This window comes from Pseudomonas sp. FG29, from assembly GCF_057809355.1.
Genome location: NZ_JBMDJU010000020.1, coordinates 52200 through 67362, shown reverse-complemented (window position 1 = coordinate 67362; position 15163 = coordinate 52200). Strand labels below are relative to the sequence as shown.

Below are 15163 nucleotides of genomic sequence, written 5' to 3'. Positions count from 1 at the left end.
GTGGCGGGTTGCACCCGCCCTACAGACCGCGCGCCAGCTCGATCAGCTCGCCACGCCATTCGGCGGCAGCGGGCAGCGCCAGGAAAGAGGGGTTGAGAAAGGACTCGCGCGCCTCATAGGCCAGCGGTGCACCGCTCAGATCCAGCACTTCGCCACCCGCCCCTTCCAGGACGCCCTGTGCCGCGGCGGTATCCCACTGCGAGGTGGGTGCCAGGCGTGGGTAGCAGTCGGCATTGCCTTCAGCCAGCAGGCAAAACTTCAGCGAGCTGCCGATATTGGCCAGCGCCGGCTCACCGAAACGCGCAGCCAAACCCGCCAGCAGGCTTTCCTGCGCCGGACTCGAGTGACGCTTGCTGGCCACCAGAGTGAAACCCTGCGCGGGCGCCAAACGCACACGGATCGGCTGTTCAGTACCGGGCGTATCGCTGCGCCAGGCGCCAAGACCAGCGCCGCCGTAATAGCAGCGGCCATTGGCCGGAATCCCGACCACGCCGAAGACCACACGCCCCTGTTCGATCAAGGCCACGTTGACCGTGAACTCTTCGGAGCCAGCGATGAATTCCTTGGTGCCATCGAGCGGATCGACCAGCCACCAGCGCGTCCAGGCAGCACGCTCGGCCAGCGGGATATCGGCGGCCTCTTCCGAGAGCACCGGCACATCCGGCGCCAGCGCCTGCAGGCCGTCGAGCAGGATATGGTGCGCGGCCAGATCGGCAGCGGTCACCGGCGAGGCATCGGCCTTTTCCGTCACCGCCACACCGCTGCGCCAGTACGGCAGAGTGGCCGCACCCGCCGCGCGCACCAGTTCGATCACACGGGGAATGTAGGGATGGCTCACAGGCTGAACTCCCCACGCTCGGTCAGCAGATCACGCACCAGATACAGGGCCGCCAGTGCACGCCCCTCGCTGAATTGTTCGTGGCGGGCCAGGCTGGACAGCTCGCGCAGGCTGATACGGTCGACGCGCATCGGCTCGGGCTCATCCCCCGGCAGGCGCTCCTCATACAGATCGCGCGCCAGTACCACCTGGATCTTCTGGCTCATGTAACCAGGCGACAGGCTCAACTCGGTGATGTACTCCAGCTCGTGTGCACCGAACCCAGCCTCCTCCTTGAGTTCGCGATTGGCCGCCACCAGCACGTCCTCGCCCGGCTCGATCAGCCCCTTGGGCAGGGAAAGCTGGTAGTCGTCGGTGCCCCCGCAATATTCCTCGATCAGCACCGCATGCTCGGCATCGAGCATCGCCACCACCATCACCGCACCGTAGCCCGAGCCCTTACCAACCAGCCGTTCGTAGGTGCGCTCAGCGCCATTGGAAAAACGCAGTTGCACCTCCTCGACGCGGAACAGGCGGCTGCTGGCAACGATCTCGCGAGCGAGAACCGTGGGTTTTTGGCGCATGTAACAACTCCTTGGCGGAACCTGGCGGGTTATCATACAGCGGCTTTCGTCATTATCCCCGGCACAGATTGCGCGTTCGCGACGCGCTCTGGCAGATTCACGACCCAATACTCATCAGGCGCGCCCATGCCTCCACTGCCCTGGCACCAGATCGATACAGTCCTGCTGGATATGGACGGCACTCTGCTCGATCTGCACTTCGACAATCACTTCTGGCTCACGCATCTGCCGCAGCGCTACGCCGAGCACCATGGCCTCAGCCTGGCACTGGCCGAAGCCGAGCTGCTGCCGCTGTTTCGCCAACATGCCGGTACGCTGAACTGGTACTGCACGGATTTCTGGAGCCGCGAACTGAAGCTGCCGATCCGCGAACTCAAGCGCGAGGTGGCGCACCTGATCGCCCTGCGCGCGGATGCCGAGGTCTTTCTGCGCGCACTGCGCGAGGCCGGTAAGCGTGTGGTGCTGATCACCAACGCGCACCGCGATTCGTTGTCGTTGAAGATGGAACGGGTCGAGCTGGCGCCCTGGTTCGAGCGCCTGATCAGCTCCCACGACTATGGCTTTCCCAAGGAGGATCAGCAGTTCTGGTTCGCCCTGCGCCAGGACGTCGATTTCGACCCGGCGTGCAGCCTGTTCATCGATGACAGCCTGCCGATCCTGCGTAGCGCCGGGCGCTTCGGCGTCGCCCATCTGCTCGCCGTGCGCCAGCCCGATAGCCAGGCCGGCGCCAAGGACACCGAAGAGTTCGCAGCGGTGGAAGATTACCGCGCCCTGATTGCCGGCCTCTGAGAGCAGCCATGGACATCAAACAGCTGAAGTTCCTCGTCGCCCTCGACGAAACCCGCCACTTCGGCCAGGCCGCCGCACGCTGCCACGTGACCCAGCCGACGCTGTCCATGCGCCTGCGCCAACTGGAGGAGGAACTGGGCCTGGAACTGGTGCGTCGCGGCCAACGCTTCGAGGGCTTCAGCGCCGAGGGCGAGCGTATTCTCGCCTGGGCACGCAGCCTGCTCGCCGCCGAGGATGGCCTGCTCGCCGAAGCCGCCGCGTGCCGGGGGCAACTGGTGGGTACCCTGCGCCTGGGCGTTGTACCGCTGGCGGCCTTCGACCCGATGCATCTGGTCAGCCTGTTCGCCGAACAGCATCCCAGCCTGAATTTTCAGCTGCATGCGCTGAGCAGCGAACAGATCATCGAAGGCCTGGGGCGCAATCAGCTCGACCTCGGCCTGTCCTACCTCGACCGTCTGGATCGGCAGCATTTCGCCTGCCTGGAGCTGGGCGAGGCGCGCATGGGGCTGCTGTTCTCCCCCCGCCACTTCCCCTTCAGCAGCAACAGCCTGAGCTGGGAAGAACTGGCCACGGTGCCGCTGGGCCTGCTATCGAGCGGCATGCACTTTCGTCAATCCATCGACCACAGCTTCCGCGCGCGCGGACTGAGCCCACGGGTTCGGCTGCAGACCGATGCCGTGCATCAGTTGACCCGCGCCGTCAGCGCCGGTCTGTGCTGTAGCATCATGCCGCTGCAGAGCGGTGACTGGCCGGCCGCCCCGCATCTGCGCCTGCTGCCGATCGAAGATGCCCACACCCTCGCGCCCATGGGCCTGATCCGCCGCCGTGGCGCGCCCGATTCGCCACTTGCACAGGCCTGCTTCAGCGCTGCCGAGCAGTGGCTGGCACATCACGCGCTCGACCGATAAACGCCATCGATCAGCGTATCGAAGCAGACGATTAGACGACACCTCCACAAGGGCTTAGGCTAGCTGAGTCAAATTGTCTCAGGGGGCCTCCCAATGCCCGAGCGCAAAGCCTCCCCGGCCGCGTCCAGCGCCTACAGCTATGTCGAACTCGGTTCACAGCACGCCCATCAGGCCGAGCTGGCAGAAGAGTGCGCCCTGGCCATCAGTTACAACGATCTGAACCAGGCCGTGATGATGGTTTCGCCCCATCATCTGCAGGATTTCGCCGTCGGTTTCAGCCTGGGCAATGGCTGGATCAAGTCCATCGACGATATCTATGACATTGACATCCGCGGCCTCGCTTCGAGCCGCGAGGCGCGCCTCGAAGTCAGCAGCCGCTGCTTCTGGGCGATCAAGCAGCAACGCCGGCAACTGGCCGGCAACAGCGGTTGTGGACTGTGTGGCGTCGACGCACTGGATCAGGCGCTGCCGGTTCTCGATGCGCTGCCCGGCGCACCGCTACCGCCTCTGGAGCACCTGCAAGGGCTGCGTGACCGCATCGGCGAACAGCAGCAGTTGGCCCGCAACAGCGGCGCCTTGCACGCCGCGCTGTTCATCGATGCGCAGGGCGACATCCGCCTGTGCCGTGAGGATATTGGCCGCCACAACGCGCTGGACAAGCTGATTGGCGCACTGGCCCGCGAACGCATCGACAGCCACGGCGGTTTCGCTCTGGTGACCAGCCGCTGCAGCCTGGAGCTGCTGCACAAGGCCGTGCGCGCCGGTATCGCCACGCTCGTCAGCCTGTCGGCGCCGACCGCCCTGACCGTGGAGTGGGCACGCCGCCACCGCCTAAACCTGATTCATCTCCCTCATCACAGTTCGCCGCGCGTCTACAGCCCGGCGCCCGTCAACGAAGAATCCGCATGAGCCTGCAACCCGTCGACCCGCGTTACAAACCCTACAGTGGCCCGGCCGCCGGCTGGGGCGCGCTGAAGAGCGTCACCCGCTTCTGGCTGGACAGCAAACAGCCGTTCAAGAACCTGCGCGCACTGCTCAAGACCAACCAGAACGGCGGCTTCGACTGCCCCGGTTGCGCCTGGGGCGATTCGCCCGAGGACGGACGCATCAAGTTCTGCGAGAACGGCGCCAAGGCGGTCAACTGGGAAGCCACCAAACGCCGTGTGGACGCCTCTTTCTTCGCCCGCTACACGGTCAGCCAACTGCGCGAGCAGAGCGATTACTGGCTCGAGTATCAGGGCCGCCTGACCCAGCCGATGCGCTATGACGCCAGCACCGACCGCTATCTGCCGGTCAGTTGGGACGATGCCTTCGCCTTGGTCGCACAGCACCTCAAGGCGCTCGAAAGCCCCAATCAGGCCGAGTTCTACACCTCCGGCCGGGCCAGTAACGAGGCGGCCTTCCTCTACCAGTTGTTCGTCCGCGCCTACGGCACCAACAATTTCCCCGACTGCTCGAACATGTGCCACGAGGCCAGTGGCGCGGCGCTGATCGAAAGCATCGGTATCGGCAAGGGCACCGTCACCTTCGACGACTTCGAGCATGCCGATGCGATCTTCGTCTTTGGCCAGAACCCCGGCACCAACCATCCGCGCATGCTCGAACCGCTGCGCGAGGCGGTGAAACGCGGCGCTCAAGTCGTCTGCTTCAACCCGCTAAAGGAGCGCGGCCTGGAGCGCTTCCAGCATCCGCAGAACGCGCTGGAGATGCTCACCAACGGTTCCGAGCCGCTGAATACCGCCTTCTTCCGCCCGGCATTGGGTGGCGACATGGCCGCCGTACGCGGCATCGCCAAATTCCTTCTGCTGTGGGAGCGTGAAGCCCAGGCCAAGGGCGAGCCCGCCGTGTTCGACCATGCCTTCATCGCCGAACACACCGACGGCCTGCAAGCGTACCTGGACGTGGTAGACGCCACCGACTGGCAGCACATCGAGCAACAGTCCGGGATGTCCCTGGCCGAGATCGAGCAGGCCGCGCGCATGTACCGCCGCGCCGAGCGGGTGATCATCTGCTGGGCCATGGGCCTGACTCAGCACCACCACTCTGTGCCGACCATTCAGGAAGTGGTCAACCTGCAACTGTTGCGCGGCCAGATCGGCCGCCCCGGTGCTGGCCTGTGCCCGGTACGCGGCCACAGCAACGTGCAGGGCGACCGCACCATGGGCATCAATGACCGTCCGCCGGCGGCTCTGCTCGATGCCCTCGAAAAGCGCTTTGGCTTCAGCGTGCCGCGCGCCAACGGTCACAACACCGTCGAGGCGATCAACGCCATGCTCGATGGCCAGGCCAAGGTGTTCATCGGCCTCGGCGGCAACTTCGCCCAGGCCACCCCGGACAGCCCGCGCACGCACCAGGCGCTGATGAATTGCGCGCTGACCGTGCAGATCAGCACCAAGCTCAACCGCAGCCACCTCACCGTCGGCCGCGATGCGCTGATCCTGCCCTGCTTCGGCCGTACCGACATCGACCGTCAGGCCACGGGCCCGCAGGCGGTGACAGTGGAAGACTCGTTCAGCATGATCCACGCGTCCTATGGCCAGCTGGAACCGCTGTCGGGCAGCGACATGCGTTCGGAACCGGCCATCGTCGCCGGCATCGCCAAGGCCACCCTGGGCGATCATCCGGTGGAATGGGACGCGCTGATCGCCGACTACGACCGCATCCGCGACCTGATCGCCGATACCATCGCGGGCTTCCATGACTTCAACCAGCGCGTCGCCAACCCGGGCGGGTTCTACCTCGGCAACTCGGCCGGCGCGCGCAGCTGGAAGACCAGCAACGGGCACGCCCGCTTCATGAACCACGCGCTACCGCAGAGCCTGGTACACGAGCGCATCCGTGGCAGCGGCCAGCAACCCGATCTGATCCTGCAGACGCTGCGCTCGCACGACCAATACAACACCACCATCTATGGCCTCGACGACCGCTATCGCGGCGTACGCGGCCAACGCCACGTGGTCTTCGCCAACGAGGCCGACATTCGTCGCCTGGGCCTGACGCCGGGGCAGAAAGTGGACATGGTCTCGCTGTGGGACGACGGCATCGAGCGCAAGGTCGAGGGCTTCACCCTCCTCGCCTTCGACATCCCTGCCGGCCAGGCCGCAGCCTACTATCCGGAGACCAACCCCCTGGTGCCGCTGGACAGCTACGGTGTCGGCAGCTTTACCCCGACCAGCAAGTTCGTCGCCATTCGCGTTCTGCCGGCGCAGAACACCACGCTGTTGGCAGCAGGCTGACGAAAGGCCAGGAACCTCGATCAGGGCCCACGGGTCAATGGCATAACGCCGAACCGCGGCTCCCTGACGAGGTTTTCATGAAGTCACTGCAACTCTTCTTCCTGTCCCTGGGTATCACCAGTGGCGGCTACGCCTTTGCCGGCATTACCGAAGCAGGCCTGGGCGGCGCCCTGGGTGGCGCGGTCGGCGCGATGGTTGGCCAGCAGGTCGGTGGCAATACCGGCGCGGCCGTCGGTGCCGGTCTCGGCGGTGCCGCCGGTGGCATGGTCGGCGCGGATCGGCGCAGCCGCACCGAAGCGGCCATCGGCGCCGGCCTGGGCGCAGCGGGCGGTAACGTGCTCGGCCAGCAGGTCGGTGGCAATACCGGTGGCGTGGTCGGCGCCGCGGTTGGCGGTGGTGCCGGCGGCGCGCTGGGCAACCACATGGGAAATGCCAGCTATGAAGACGACCGCCGCGACAGGCGCCATCATGGCAAGAAGCATCGCCACGGCAAGAAACACTGGCATCGCCGCTGATGTGCTGGCGTGGGCCGGCAGCCCAAGGCCGGCCCACGCTTATCCCTCGCTGAGCAGACCCAACAACGCCGCTCTCAGGCTCGCCGGTATGTTCACCGGACGGTTGCTCACCCGATCCACGAACACGTGGACGAAACGCCCGGCCGCACAGGCCTGCTCCTCTCCCGCCCGGAAGATCGCCAGCTCGTACTGCACCGAACTGTTGCCCAGCTTGCCGACGCGCAGGCCGACCTCGATGGCATCGGGAAACGCGATGGAGGCGAAGTAATCGCACGACGAGCTGACCACGAAACCGACCACCTCGCCGCCATGGATATCCAGCCCGCCTTCGGCGATCAGGTAGGCATTCACCGCGCTGTCGAAGTAGCTGTAGTAGGTCACGTTGTTGACGTGGCCGTAGATGTCGTTGTCGTGCCAGCGCGTGGTAATCGGCTGGAAGTGGCGGTAATCGCCACGCAGGTGTTGAGGTTGGCTCATGATGATCCTTGGGTTGGAATCGCGGCTAAAGCCCCTCCCACATAGCTTGCGGATCTGTGGGAGGGGCTTTAGCCGCGACCTGAATCAGACAAGTAGGGTGCACCGCGCGAACCAGCGGCAATTATCTGGCCTCAATAGGCGGCCTGGTAAATGGCCAGGGCTTGCTGCTCGTTCATCTCGCGCGGATTGTTCACCAGCAGGCGCTGCTGCAGCATGGCGTCCGCCGCCAGCCTGGGCAACATCGCCTCGCTCACGCCAGCATCGCGCAGCCGCGTCGGCAGGCCGCTGCGCTGGCTGAAGCCGGCCAGGGCATCGATCAGTTGCTCGGTCTGCGCCGCTGCACTGCCCGGCCGCAGACGTTCACCCAATACCAGCGGCGCCAGCTCGGCGTAGAGCGGCGCAGCCACCGACGCGTTGAACGCCAGCACCTGCGGTAGCACCAGAGCGTTGGACAACCCGTGGGGAATATGGAAATGCCCGCCCAGCGGATAGGCCAGCGCATGCACCGCCGCCACCGGGGCATTGGCAAAGGCCTGCCCGGCCAGACAGGCGCCAAGCAGCATGGCCTGACGCGCCTCGCGGTTGCTGCCGTTGCGCACCACTTCATCCAGGTTGGCCGCCAGCAGGCGCAACGCCTCACGCGCCAGGAGGTCGGAGAGTGGGTTTTTCTTCAGTGCGCTGGTGTAGGCCTCGATGGCATGCACCATGGCGTCGATACCGGTGGCGGCAGTGACCGCACCCGGTAGGCCGAGGGTCAGGTCGGCATCGAGCAGAGCCAGATCCGGCAGCAGCAGTGGCGAAACCACGCCCATCTTGGTCGTCTCGCCGGTGGTCACGATGGCGATCGGGGTGACCTCGGAGCCGGTACCGGCGGTGGTCGGTACCTGTATCAGCGGCAGGCGCCGGCCGCTAGCATTGCCGACGCCATAGATATCGCTCAACGCCTGATCGCCGTCAGGATGCGCCAGCAGCGCTACGAGCTTGGCTACATCCATCGAACTCCCGCCACCGAAGCCAACGATCAACTCGGCCCGCAACTCCCGAGCCTGATCCACGGCTGCCAGCACCACGGCCTCGGGCGGGTCGGCCAGCACCTGGTCGAACACCTGCACGCTCATACCCGCGCGAGCGAAGCCCGGCAGCAGCGCTTCGAGCAGACCCAGACGGGTGATACCCGGGTCGGTGACGATCAGTACGCGCCGGGCGCCGCGTTCGCGGCACAGTTCGGCCAGACGTAGGCTGGCGCCGGATTCGCAGAGGATCTGCGCGGTGGTGGCGAAGCTGAAGGGATGCATTGGTGTGCTCCTCTTGTTGTAGTGTTTTCCGGACCCGGCCAACGGACTGCATCGCGTCAGGCTTGCCTGCCGTGCTGCCCAGCAAAGCTGGCGCATTCACTCACCTCGACGACAGGCGACTCGGTCGAAACGATAACGCCCCTACCTGTTCCGCTGGCGCACGAAGCGGAAAGCTCGAGTCACGATAAGCACACCGCTACCATTTTTGAAATTTAGTCTCGTGATACTTCCTATTCAGCCGACGAATTTCAGCACCTTCGCCCTCAACCTGCTGCGGATGCTGGATGCCCTGTAGCGCGACCAGAACGTGGCGCGCGCCGCTGAACGTCTGGCCCTGAGCCAAACGACAGTAATCACAGGCGGCGCATATAGGCAGGCAGCCGGCTGGTGGCTGCCGCTGGTCGACCTGCCGCTCACCTCGGCTCGATCCATTTAGAAGAAGGTCAGCCTGGCTCAACTAGGGCGTGACGCCACGCGACAATGGCTGAGAGAGGATGCCAACCAAGGGAAGGAGAGAGATTGCTGCTAGAAAGATGTACGAGCCTGGGAAGCAGGGCAATAAATCCGGCAATGTACCGAAGTTGGCGGGTGCACCCGAGGATTTACCAAAAACACCACTGCGCCAAGGCGGGGACGGCGCAGCGGCATGGGGAAGCGGGTCAGGCGGCGCGCGAGGGGGATTCGCTGATCAACATGCCGTGAGACACCAGATAGCAGCGGTGACCATTCTGCAAGGTCAGCGGGCTGCGGTTGGAGATGATCCAACCCTTGCTCAACAGTTGTTCGATATGGGCACGCAGAGCGGGCAGGTGGCGCTGTTCCTTCATTGCCATTTCCTCGAGGGAGAAGGGGATGCTTCCAGGCATCTTTTGTCTTATTGGTGACACAGTTGGCGAAAGTATAGTGGCGCCGTGCCAGACCTAGAAACGCCTACTCCGTGTAAAGACGTGTAGGAAAATCGCTATGCCGCACCGCCGCCTGCTGCGTTTCTGCAGGAGCATCGATCACAACCAAGGCTGGCGGCTGGCGCCAGCCCAAGGCTAAGCTGTGGCCATGACCTCGACCGCCCCCTTCATCCGCTCGCTCGACACTGGCCAGGCCGGCCCAGCGCTGCAGATCGGTGGCGACTGGACGCTGGCCCACTATGCGCAGCTGGAAGTCCAGGTGCACAGGCTGCGCGAGCATCTGAGCGACGCCATGCAGCTGGATCTGCAAGCCCTGGCCGCGCTGGATACCGCTGGGGCGGCGCTGCTTCAGGAACTGCTCGGCAGCCAGCGCCTGCGCGAGATCGTCCAGCAGACCCATGACCTGAGCGATGAACGCCGCGCCCTGCTGCTGGCCGTAGCCAATGCCACGGCCGAGGAGGAACCACCACCGCAACACGCCACGCCCTCGGCCCTACGCGAAGTGCTCGGCCATATCGGCGTGGAAATGGAGGAAATATGGTGTCAGCTCAAGGAGCTGCTCGGTTTCATGGGGCTGACCCTGAGCAGCCTGCTGGTCACGCTGCTGCGTCCGCGGCGCTGGCGCCTCACCTCGCTGGTCGCCAATCTGGAACAGTGCGGCCTGAATGCCGTGCCCATCGTCGCGCTGCTGACCTTCCTGGTCGGTGCCGTGGTGGCCTTTCTCGGCGCCACCATCCTCGCCGACTTCGGCGCCAGCATCTACACGGTGAACCTGGTCGCCTTCTCCTTCCTGCGCGAATTCGGCGTGCTGCTTACCGCCATCCTCATGGCTGGCCGCACCGCCAGCGCCTTCACCGCGCAGATCGGCTCGATGAAGGCCAACGAGGAGATCGACGCGATCCGCACCCTCGGCCTCAATCCGATCGAGCTGCTGGTGCTGCCGCGCCTGCTGGCCATGCTGATCGCCCTGCCCATGCTCACCTTCGTCGCCATGCTCAGCGGCATACTCGGTGGCGGCCTGGTCTGCGCCTTCTCGCTAAACATTCCACCGGTGATGTACCTGTCGATCCTGCATGACAGCGTCGAATTGCGGCATTTCCTGGTAGGCATCCTCAAGGCGCCGATCTTCGCCTTCCTGATCGCCCTGATCGGCTGCCTGGAAGGCTTCAAGGTCAGCGGCAGCGCGCAGTCGGTCGGCGAACACACCACCTCGGCGGTGGTGCAGTCGATCTTCCTCGTCATCCTGCTCGACGCCCTGGCTGCGCTGTTCCTCATGGAGATGGGCTGGTGAAGCGCGAGGCGGTGATCGAGGTGCGCGACCTGTGCAATCGCTTCGGCGCGCAGGTTGTGCATCAGCACCTGGACTTCGACCTGTACCGTGGCGAGATCCTCGGCGTGGTCGGCGGCTCGGGTACCGGCAAGTCGGTGCTGTTGCGCAGCATCGTCGGCCTGCGCCAGCCCACTTCGGGCACCATCCGGGTGTTCGGCCAGCAGTTGCTGAATCTGCCCGGCGAACAGCGCTCGCAGCTCGAACGGCGCTTCGGCGTCCTGTTCCAGCGCGGGGCTCTGTTCTCGTCGCTGACCGTGACCGAAAACATCGCCCTGCCGTTGATCGAGCACGCCGGCCTGCCGCGCGTCAGCGCCGAGCGCCTGGCGCAGGTCAAGATCGCCCTCGCCGGCCTGCCGCAGAATGCCGGTGACAAGTACCCCAGCGAGCTGTCGGGCGGCATGGTCAAACGCGCCGCCCTGGCGCGGGCCCTGGCGCTCGACCCGGATATCCTGTTCCTCGACGAGCCCACCGCCGGCCTCGATCCCATCGGCGCGGCGGCCTTCGATCAGTTGATTCGCACCCTCTGCGACAGCCTGGGTCTGAGTGTTTTTCTGGTGACCCACGATCTGGATACGCTCTACAGCATCTGCGACCGGGTCGCGGTGCTGGCACAGAAGAAGGTGCTGGTGGCCGACCGCCTGGAGGTGGTGTCGGCCACCGACGATGCCTGGATTCAGGCGTATTTTCACGGCCCGCGTGGACGCGCGGCTGCACAGGCTGCCAATGCAGCCGGGAGCGATTGAATGGAACCCAGAGCCCATCACGTCCTGATCGGCCTGTTCACCGTGGTTACGGTCGGTGCCGCCTTGCTGTTCGCCCTGTGGCTGGGCAAGGTCGGCGCGGACAAGGCCTTTACCGACTACGAAGTGATCTTCCACGAAGCCGTCACCGGCCTGTCGCAGGGCAGCGCCGTGCAATACAGCGGCATCCGCATCGGCGATGTCGTTGCCCTAGGCCTCGATCCCAAGGATCCGCGAACCGTGCGGGCGCGCATCCGCGTCAGCGGCAATACGCCGATCAAGGCCGACACCCGTGCGCGCCTGGCCATCACCGGGGTCACCGGCCTTGCGGTGATCCAGTTGTACAGCGGTACGCCGAACAGCCCGCTGCTGGAAGGCAAGGATGGCCAGCCGGGGGTGATCATCGCCGATCCCTCACCCCTGTCGCGACTGATGTCCAACGGCGAGGATCTGGTGCTGAGCATCACCCGCCTGCTCGACCAGGCCAACCGTCTGCTTTCGGACGACAACACCCGGCATATCAGCCGTACCCTGGCCAATCTGGAGCAGGCCACGAGCGGCCTGAGCGAGCAACGCCAGGATCTCGGCAAAGCCCTGCAGCAGGTCGCCGACGCCACCCATGAAGCCGGCGAACTGCTGCGCACCGCCAACCGCCTGCTCGACGGCCAGGGTAGCCAGACGCTGGAAAACACCGCACGCCTCACCGCCTCACTGGAACGCAGCAGCCGCACCCTCGAACAGTTGCTGGACAGCAACCGCCAGGCTCTCGATAGCGGCATGCAGGGATTGGGCGAACTCGGCCCGGCCATCGGCGAACTGCGCGAAACACTCGGTTCGCTGCGCAGCTTCTCGCAACGCCTGGAGCGCGATCCCGCCGGCTATCTGCTGCGCAACGACAGCATCAAGGAGTTCCAACCATGAAGCGCCTGTCCCTGCTGCTGGCTGCCGGCCTGCTCGGCGCATGCTCGATCCTGCCGCAGAGCGAACCGCTGGACATCTACCTGCTGCCCGCCGCCGCACTGCCGGCTAAGACGCAGGCGGTCGACTGGTCGCTGCGCATCAGCACACCGAGCAGCGGCGAGCTGCTCGACGGTACGCGCATCGTCGTGCTGCCCGAACCCGGCCGCATCAATACCTACCAGGGCGCACGCTGGAGCGAGCGCACACCGCAGCTCATGCGCCAGCGCCTGCTCGATGCCTTCCAGGATGACGCCAGGGTCAAGGCGTTGAGTACTGAGGATCAACACCTGCAGGCTGATCTGGAACTGGTCAGCGAACTGCGCAGCTTCCAGAGCCAGTACCGCGACGGCCGCCCCGAGGCGCTGATCCAGCTCGACGTGCGGCTAGTGGACGTACGCGCTCAGCGCATCCTTGCCAGCCGTCGCTTCAGCGTCAGCCAGGCGGCTGGTGATACCTCGGTTGCGGCCGTGGTCGCCGCGTTCGGCCAGGCGGGTGACCAGCTCTCGCGTGAGCTGGTGGATTGGACGCTGCACGAAGGGCAACGCAGCCGCTGATTGACGCCGTGGGAGGCGCTTTAGCGGCGACGGGCGCCTCGGTGAAGCGTCCTGGTTAGGCGCCCTGCAACCAGTCGCGCACCGCGGCGTAGGGGTAATCCTCCAGCGCGGCGAAACCGGCCAACTGTCGCGCCTTGAGCTTGGTGAGCAGGGGCGTGGTCACGCCACAGAGAAAACGCGTCAGGCATTCGTGACTCGGCCTGCAGCCAGCGTGCTGCTGGTGCTTCTCGATGAAGGCGGCGCACAGCGCTTCGCCATCACGGCCGCTAAGGGGCGGTAATTCCGGCGGCTGCGGCAAGGTCGCGACCTGACCCCGGCACACCGAACAATGCCCGCACCGCTCGGGCGCCTGTTCGTCACCAAAGTACAAAGCCAGGTGCCGACTCAGGCACTCGCGGCTCTCGAACAACCCGAGCATGGCCTGGATGCGGGCGATCTCGCTGGTGTCGTGGGCGCGAAAGTGTGCGTGCAGATCATTGCCCAGGGCATCGACATCGAAGTCGCCATCGAGCACGGCATAGACCTCGGTCATCTGCTTGCTTTCCAGCTCCAGCCAACCCCGTTCCTGGAAGTAATCCAGCGCCTTGACCACCCGCGCGCGCTCGGCGCCGTACTGTTGATACAACGCGTCGAAGTCCAGCGTCGCCCAGGTACGTGCCCGCTTCGAGCAGGCCAGGATGGCCTCGACGAACTGACGGCGCTCGCCCTCAAACTTGGCCAGCAGTACATCGTCTTCCAGCAGCAGTTTGAAGCGATACTCGGCGAAATAGGCATAACGCGGCGCGATGATGCCGCGCAGCTCCAGCTGCACCAGCAGTGTCTTCAGGGGCAGCGCACGGATATTGCTCAGCTCCGATAGCTGATTGAGCATCAGCTCCCACTGCCCGCCCGTGCCGACCGCGCGCAGATCGCCGAGCACCGCGCGAATGCCAGAGAGCTCTGGCGTGTCGCCGTAGACGAAGTTTTCCAGGACGCTGAGACCGTCGCGGCTGGCCAGCACCAGGCAGTCCGAAGCCTGGCCGTCACGCCCGGCGCGGCCGATTTCCTGGCTGTAGTTTTCCACTGACTTGGGCAGGTCGAAGTGCACCACGTTGCGGATGTCGCGCTTGTCGATGCCCATACCGAAGGCGATGGTGGCGACGATACATTCCAGCTCACCAGCCATGAAGCGGCGCTGGATCGACTCGCGTACCTCGTGCGCCATACCGGCGTGGTACGCGCTGACCGCCAGGCCCTGGCCCTGCAGACGCTCGGCCACCTGCTCGGCGGTCTTCTGCTGGGTGACGTAGACGATGCTCGCCTGGCCGCGTCGCGGTGCCAGCCATTGCTGCAGGCGTTGCTGCTTGGCGCCGCCAGGCACGGGCTCGACCAGCAGGTTGAGGTTGGGCCGGTAGAAGCCGGTGGTGACCACATCCGCCTCGGCGATGGCGAATTTCTCGCGCATATCGGCGATGACCTTGGGCGTTGCCGTGGCGGTGAGCAGCAGCACCTGATTGATGCCGAACTGGCGCTGGTAATCGGGCAGCTTGAGGTAGTCCGGGCGGAAATTGTGGCCCCACTCGGAGATACAGTGCGCTTCGTCGACCACCAGCAGGGAGATTGGCACCTGGGCGATGAAGTTGCGAAAGCGCTCGTTCTTCAGCCGCTCCACCGAGATCATCAGGATCTTCAGTTCGCCGCTACGCGCCTGGTTCATCACATCCATCGTCTGCTCGCGGCTCTGCGCCGAATCGATGCTGGCCGCGGCGATACCGTGGGCATGCAGGAACGCCAACTGGTCCTGCATCAGTGCCAGCAGGGGCGAGATCACCAATGTCAGATGCGGCAGGTGCAGGGCCGGCAACTGGTAGCACAGCGACTTGCCGGAACCGGTGGGAAAGATTGCCGCCGCCGAACGACCGGCGAGCACGGCGCTGATCACCGTTTCCTGGCCGGGGCGCAGCTTGTCGAAACCGAAGACGCGTTTGAGGGTGGACATGCGCTGTCACTCCTTTGACCGCTTGAAGGTCAGAGCGTAAGGCCATGGCGGTTGCAGCCGCCCTAAGGCTCTCCG

General features: G+C 65.2%; 15 protein-coding genes. 9 read left to right on the top strand and 6 right to left on the bottom strand.

Features of this window, described 5'->3' with window-relative positions; genetic code table 11:
* Positions 1 to 19: 19 nt before the first annotated feature.
* Positions 20 to 838 (bottom strand): 3'(2'),5'-bisphosphate nucleotidase CysQ, encoded by an 819-nt coding sequence (cysQ, locus tag ACODS1_RS18505; RefSeq protein WP_489086821.1) that lies wholly within the window; start codon positions 836 to 838, stop codon positions 20 to 22.
* Positions 835 to 1401 carry an ADP compounds hydrolase NudE gene (gene nudE / locus ACODS1_RS18500; protein ID WP_489086820.1) on the bottom strand — a complete coding sequence of 189 codons (567 nt, stop codon included), beginning with the start codon at positions 1399 to 1401 and terminating at the stop codon, positions 835 to 837. The genes cysQ and nudE overlap by 4 nt, the downstream gene beginning before the upstream one ends.
* Before the next feature lie 126 nt (positions 1402 to 1527).
* On the opposite strand from nudE, the gene yrfG reads away from it, so the two are divergent.
* The 5 genes from yrfG to ACODS1_RS18475 all read left to right on the top strand — a co-directional run bounded on the left by yrfG (position 1528) and on the right by ACODS1_RS18475 (position 6849).
* Positions 1528 to 2190 (top strand): GMP/IMP nucleotidase, encoded by a 663-nt coding sequence (gene yrfG, locus ACODS1_RS18495; protein ID WP_489086819.1) that lies wholly within the window; start codon positions 1528 to 1530, stop codon positions 2188 to 2190.
* 8 nt (positions 2191 to 2198) lie between these two features.
* Positions 2199 to 3098 carry a LysR family transcriptional regulator gene (locus ACODS1_RS18490; protein WP_489086818.1) on the top strand — a complete coding sequence of 300 codons (900 nt, stop codon included), beginning with the start codon at positions 2199 to 2201 and terminating at the stop codon, positions 3096 to 3098.
* 93 nt (positions 3099 to 3191) lie between these two features.
* On the top strand, positions 3192 to 4007 hold the full coding sequence (gene fdhD, locus ACODS1_RS18485; RefSeq protein ID WP_489086817.1) for a formate dehydrogenase accessory sulfurtransferase FdhD: 816 nt from the start codon (positions 3192 to 3194) through the stop codon (positions 4005 to 4007).
* Complete coding sequence (locus ACODS1_RS18480; RefSeq protein ID WP_489086816.1) at positions 4004 to 6334, top strand: FdhF/YdeP family oxidoreductase; 2331 nt, start codon at positions 4004 to 4006, stop codon at positions 6332 to 6334. Before fdhD ends, ACODS1_RS18480 begins: the two co-directional genes overlap by 4 nt.
* A gap of 77 nt (positions 6335 to 6411) precedes the next feature.
* Positions 6412 to 6849, top strand: coding sequence for a glycine zipper domain-containing protein (locus ACODS1_RS18475; protein ID WP_489086815.1), 438 nt, complete (start codon positions 6412 to 6414; stop codon positions 6847 to 6849).
* A gap of 39 nt (positions 6850 to 6888) precedes the next feature.
* On the opposite strand, the gene ACODS1_RS18470 is transcribed toward ACODS1_RS18475, so the two are convergent.
* From ACODS1_RS18470 to ACODS1_RS18460, 3 genes are all read right to left on the bottom strand, one after another.
* Positions 6889 to 7326 (bottom strand): acyl-CoA thioesterase, encoded by a 438-nt coding sequence (locus ACODS1_RS18470; protein WP_322979434.1) that lies wholly within the window; start codon positions 7324 to 7326, stop codon positions 6889 to 6891.
* 131 nt (positions 7327 to 7457) lie between these two features.
* Entirely contained in the window at positions 7458 to 8621 is a 1164-nt protein-coding gene (locus ACODS1_RS18465; protein ID WP_489086814.1) for an iron-containing alcohol dehydrogenase, read from the bottom strand.
* Between the two features lie 659 nt (positions 8622 to 9280).
* Complete coding sequence (locus tag ACODS1_RS18460; RefSeq protein ID WP_489086813.1) at positions 9281 to 9487, bottom strand: hypothetical protein; 207 nt, start codon at positions 9485 to 9487, stop codon at positions 9281 to 9283.
* A 187-nt stretch (positions 9488 to 9674) separates the two neighbouring features.
* On the opposite strand from ACODS1_RS18460, the gene ACODS1_RS18455 reads away from it, so the two are divergent.
* The 4 genes from ACODS1_RS18455 to ACODS1_RS18440 are packed head-to-tail and all read left to right on the top strand — an operon-like array spanning position 9675 to position 13110.
* On the top strand, positions 9675 to 10817 hold the full coding sequence (locus tag ACODS1_RS18455; protein ID WP_489086812.1) for an MlaE family ABC transporter permease: 1143 nt from the start codon (positions 9675 to 9677) through the stop codon (positions 10815 to 10817).
* Positions 10814 to 11599: an ABC transporter ATP-binding protein gene (locus ACODS1_RS18450; protein ID WP_489086811.1), complete on the top strand. Its 786-nt coding sequence runs from the start codon at positions 10814 to 10816 to the stop codon at positions 11597 to 11599. The genes ACODS1_RS18455 and ACODS1_RS18450 overlap by 4 nt, the downstream gene beginning before the upstream one ends.
* Complete coding sequence (locus ACODS1_RS18445) at positions 11600 to 12517, top strand: MlaD family protein (protein WP_489086810.1); 918 nt, start codon at positions 11600 to 11602, stop codon at positions 12515 to 12517.
* A complete protein-coding gene (locus tag ACODS1_RS18440; protein WP_489086809.1) occupies positions 12514 to 13110 on the top strand; it encodes an ABC-type transport auxiliary lipoprotein family protein in 597 nt (198 codons plus the stop codon). Before ACODS1_RS18445 ends, ACODS1_RS18440 begins: the two co-directional genes overlap by 4 nt.
* Positions 13111 to 13165: 55 nt before the next feature.
* Here ACODS1_RS18440 and ACODS1_RS18435 read toward each other — a convergent pair whose 3' ends face one another.
* The gene (locus ACODS1_RS18435; protein WP_489086808.1) at positions 13166 to 15088 is read right to left on the bottom strand and encodes a RecQ family ATP-dependent DNA helicase; all 1923 of its coding nucleotides are present in this window, start codon (positions 15086 to 15088) and stop codon (positions 13166 to 13168) included.
* Positions 15089 to 15163 lie beyond the last annotated feature (75 nt).

Bases quoted from the DNA above. Each gene is read 5' to 3' on its own strand.
- ACODS1_RS18460 (WP_489086813.1), bottom strand. From the start codon at position 9,487: ATGCCTGGAAGCATCCCCTTCTCCCTCGAGGAAATGGCAATGAAGGAA.
- ACODS1_RS18480 (WP_489086816.1), top strand. From the start codon at position 4,004: ATGAGCCTGCAACCCGTCGACCCGCGTTACAAACCCTACAGTGGCCCG.
- ACODS1_RS18490 (WP_489086818.1), top strand. From the start codon at position 2,199: ATGGACATCAAACAGCTGAAGTTCCTCGTCGCCCTCGACGAAACCCGC.
- nudE (WP_489086820.1), bottom strand. From the start codon at position 1,401: ATGCGCCAAAAACCCACGGTTCTCGCTCGCGAGATCGTTGCCAGCAGC.
- ACODS1_RS18435 (WP_489086808.1), bottom strand. From the start codon at position 15,088: ATGTCCACCCTCAAACGCGTCTTCGGTTTCGACAAGCTGCGCCCCGGC.
- ACODS1_RS18465 (WP_489086814.1), bottom strand. From the start codon at position 8,621: ATGCATCCCTTCAGCTTCGCCACCACCGCGCAGATCCTCTGCGAATCC.
- ACODS1_RS18475 (WP_489086815.1), top strand. From the start codon at position 6,412: ATGAAGTCACTGCAACTCTTCTTCCTGTCCCTGGGTATCACCAGTGGC.
- yrfG (WP_489086819.1), top strand. From the start codon at position 1,528: ATGCCTCCACTGCCCTGGCACCAGATCGATACAGTCCTGCTGGATATG.
- ACODS1_RS18445 (WP_489086810.1), top strand. From the start codon at position 11,600: ATGGAACCCAGAGCCCATCACGTCCTGATCGGCCTGTTCACCGTGGTT.
- ACODS1_RS18470 (WP_322979434.1), bottom strand. From the start codon at position 7,326: ATGAGCCAACCTCAACACCTGCGTGGCGATTACCGCCACTTCCAGCCG.
- fdhD (WP_489086817.1), top strand. From the start codon at position 3,192: ATGCCCGAGCGCAAAGCCTCCCCGGCCGCGTCCAGCGCCTACAGCTAT.
- ACODS1_RS18440 (WP_489086809.1), top strand. From the start codon at position 12,514: ATGAAGCGCCTGTCCCTGCTGCTGGCTGCCGGCCTGCTCGGCGCATGC.
- ACODS1_RS18455 (WP_489086812.1), top strand. From the start codon at position 9,675: ATGACCTCGACCGCCCCCTTCATCCGCTCGCTCGACACTGGCCAGGCC.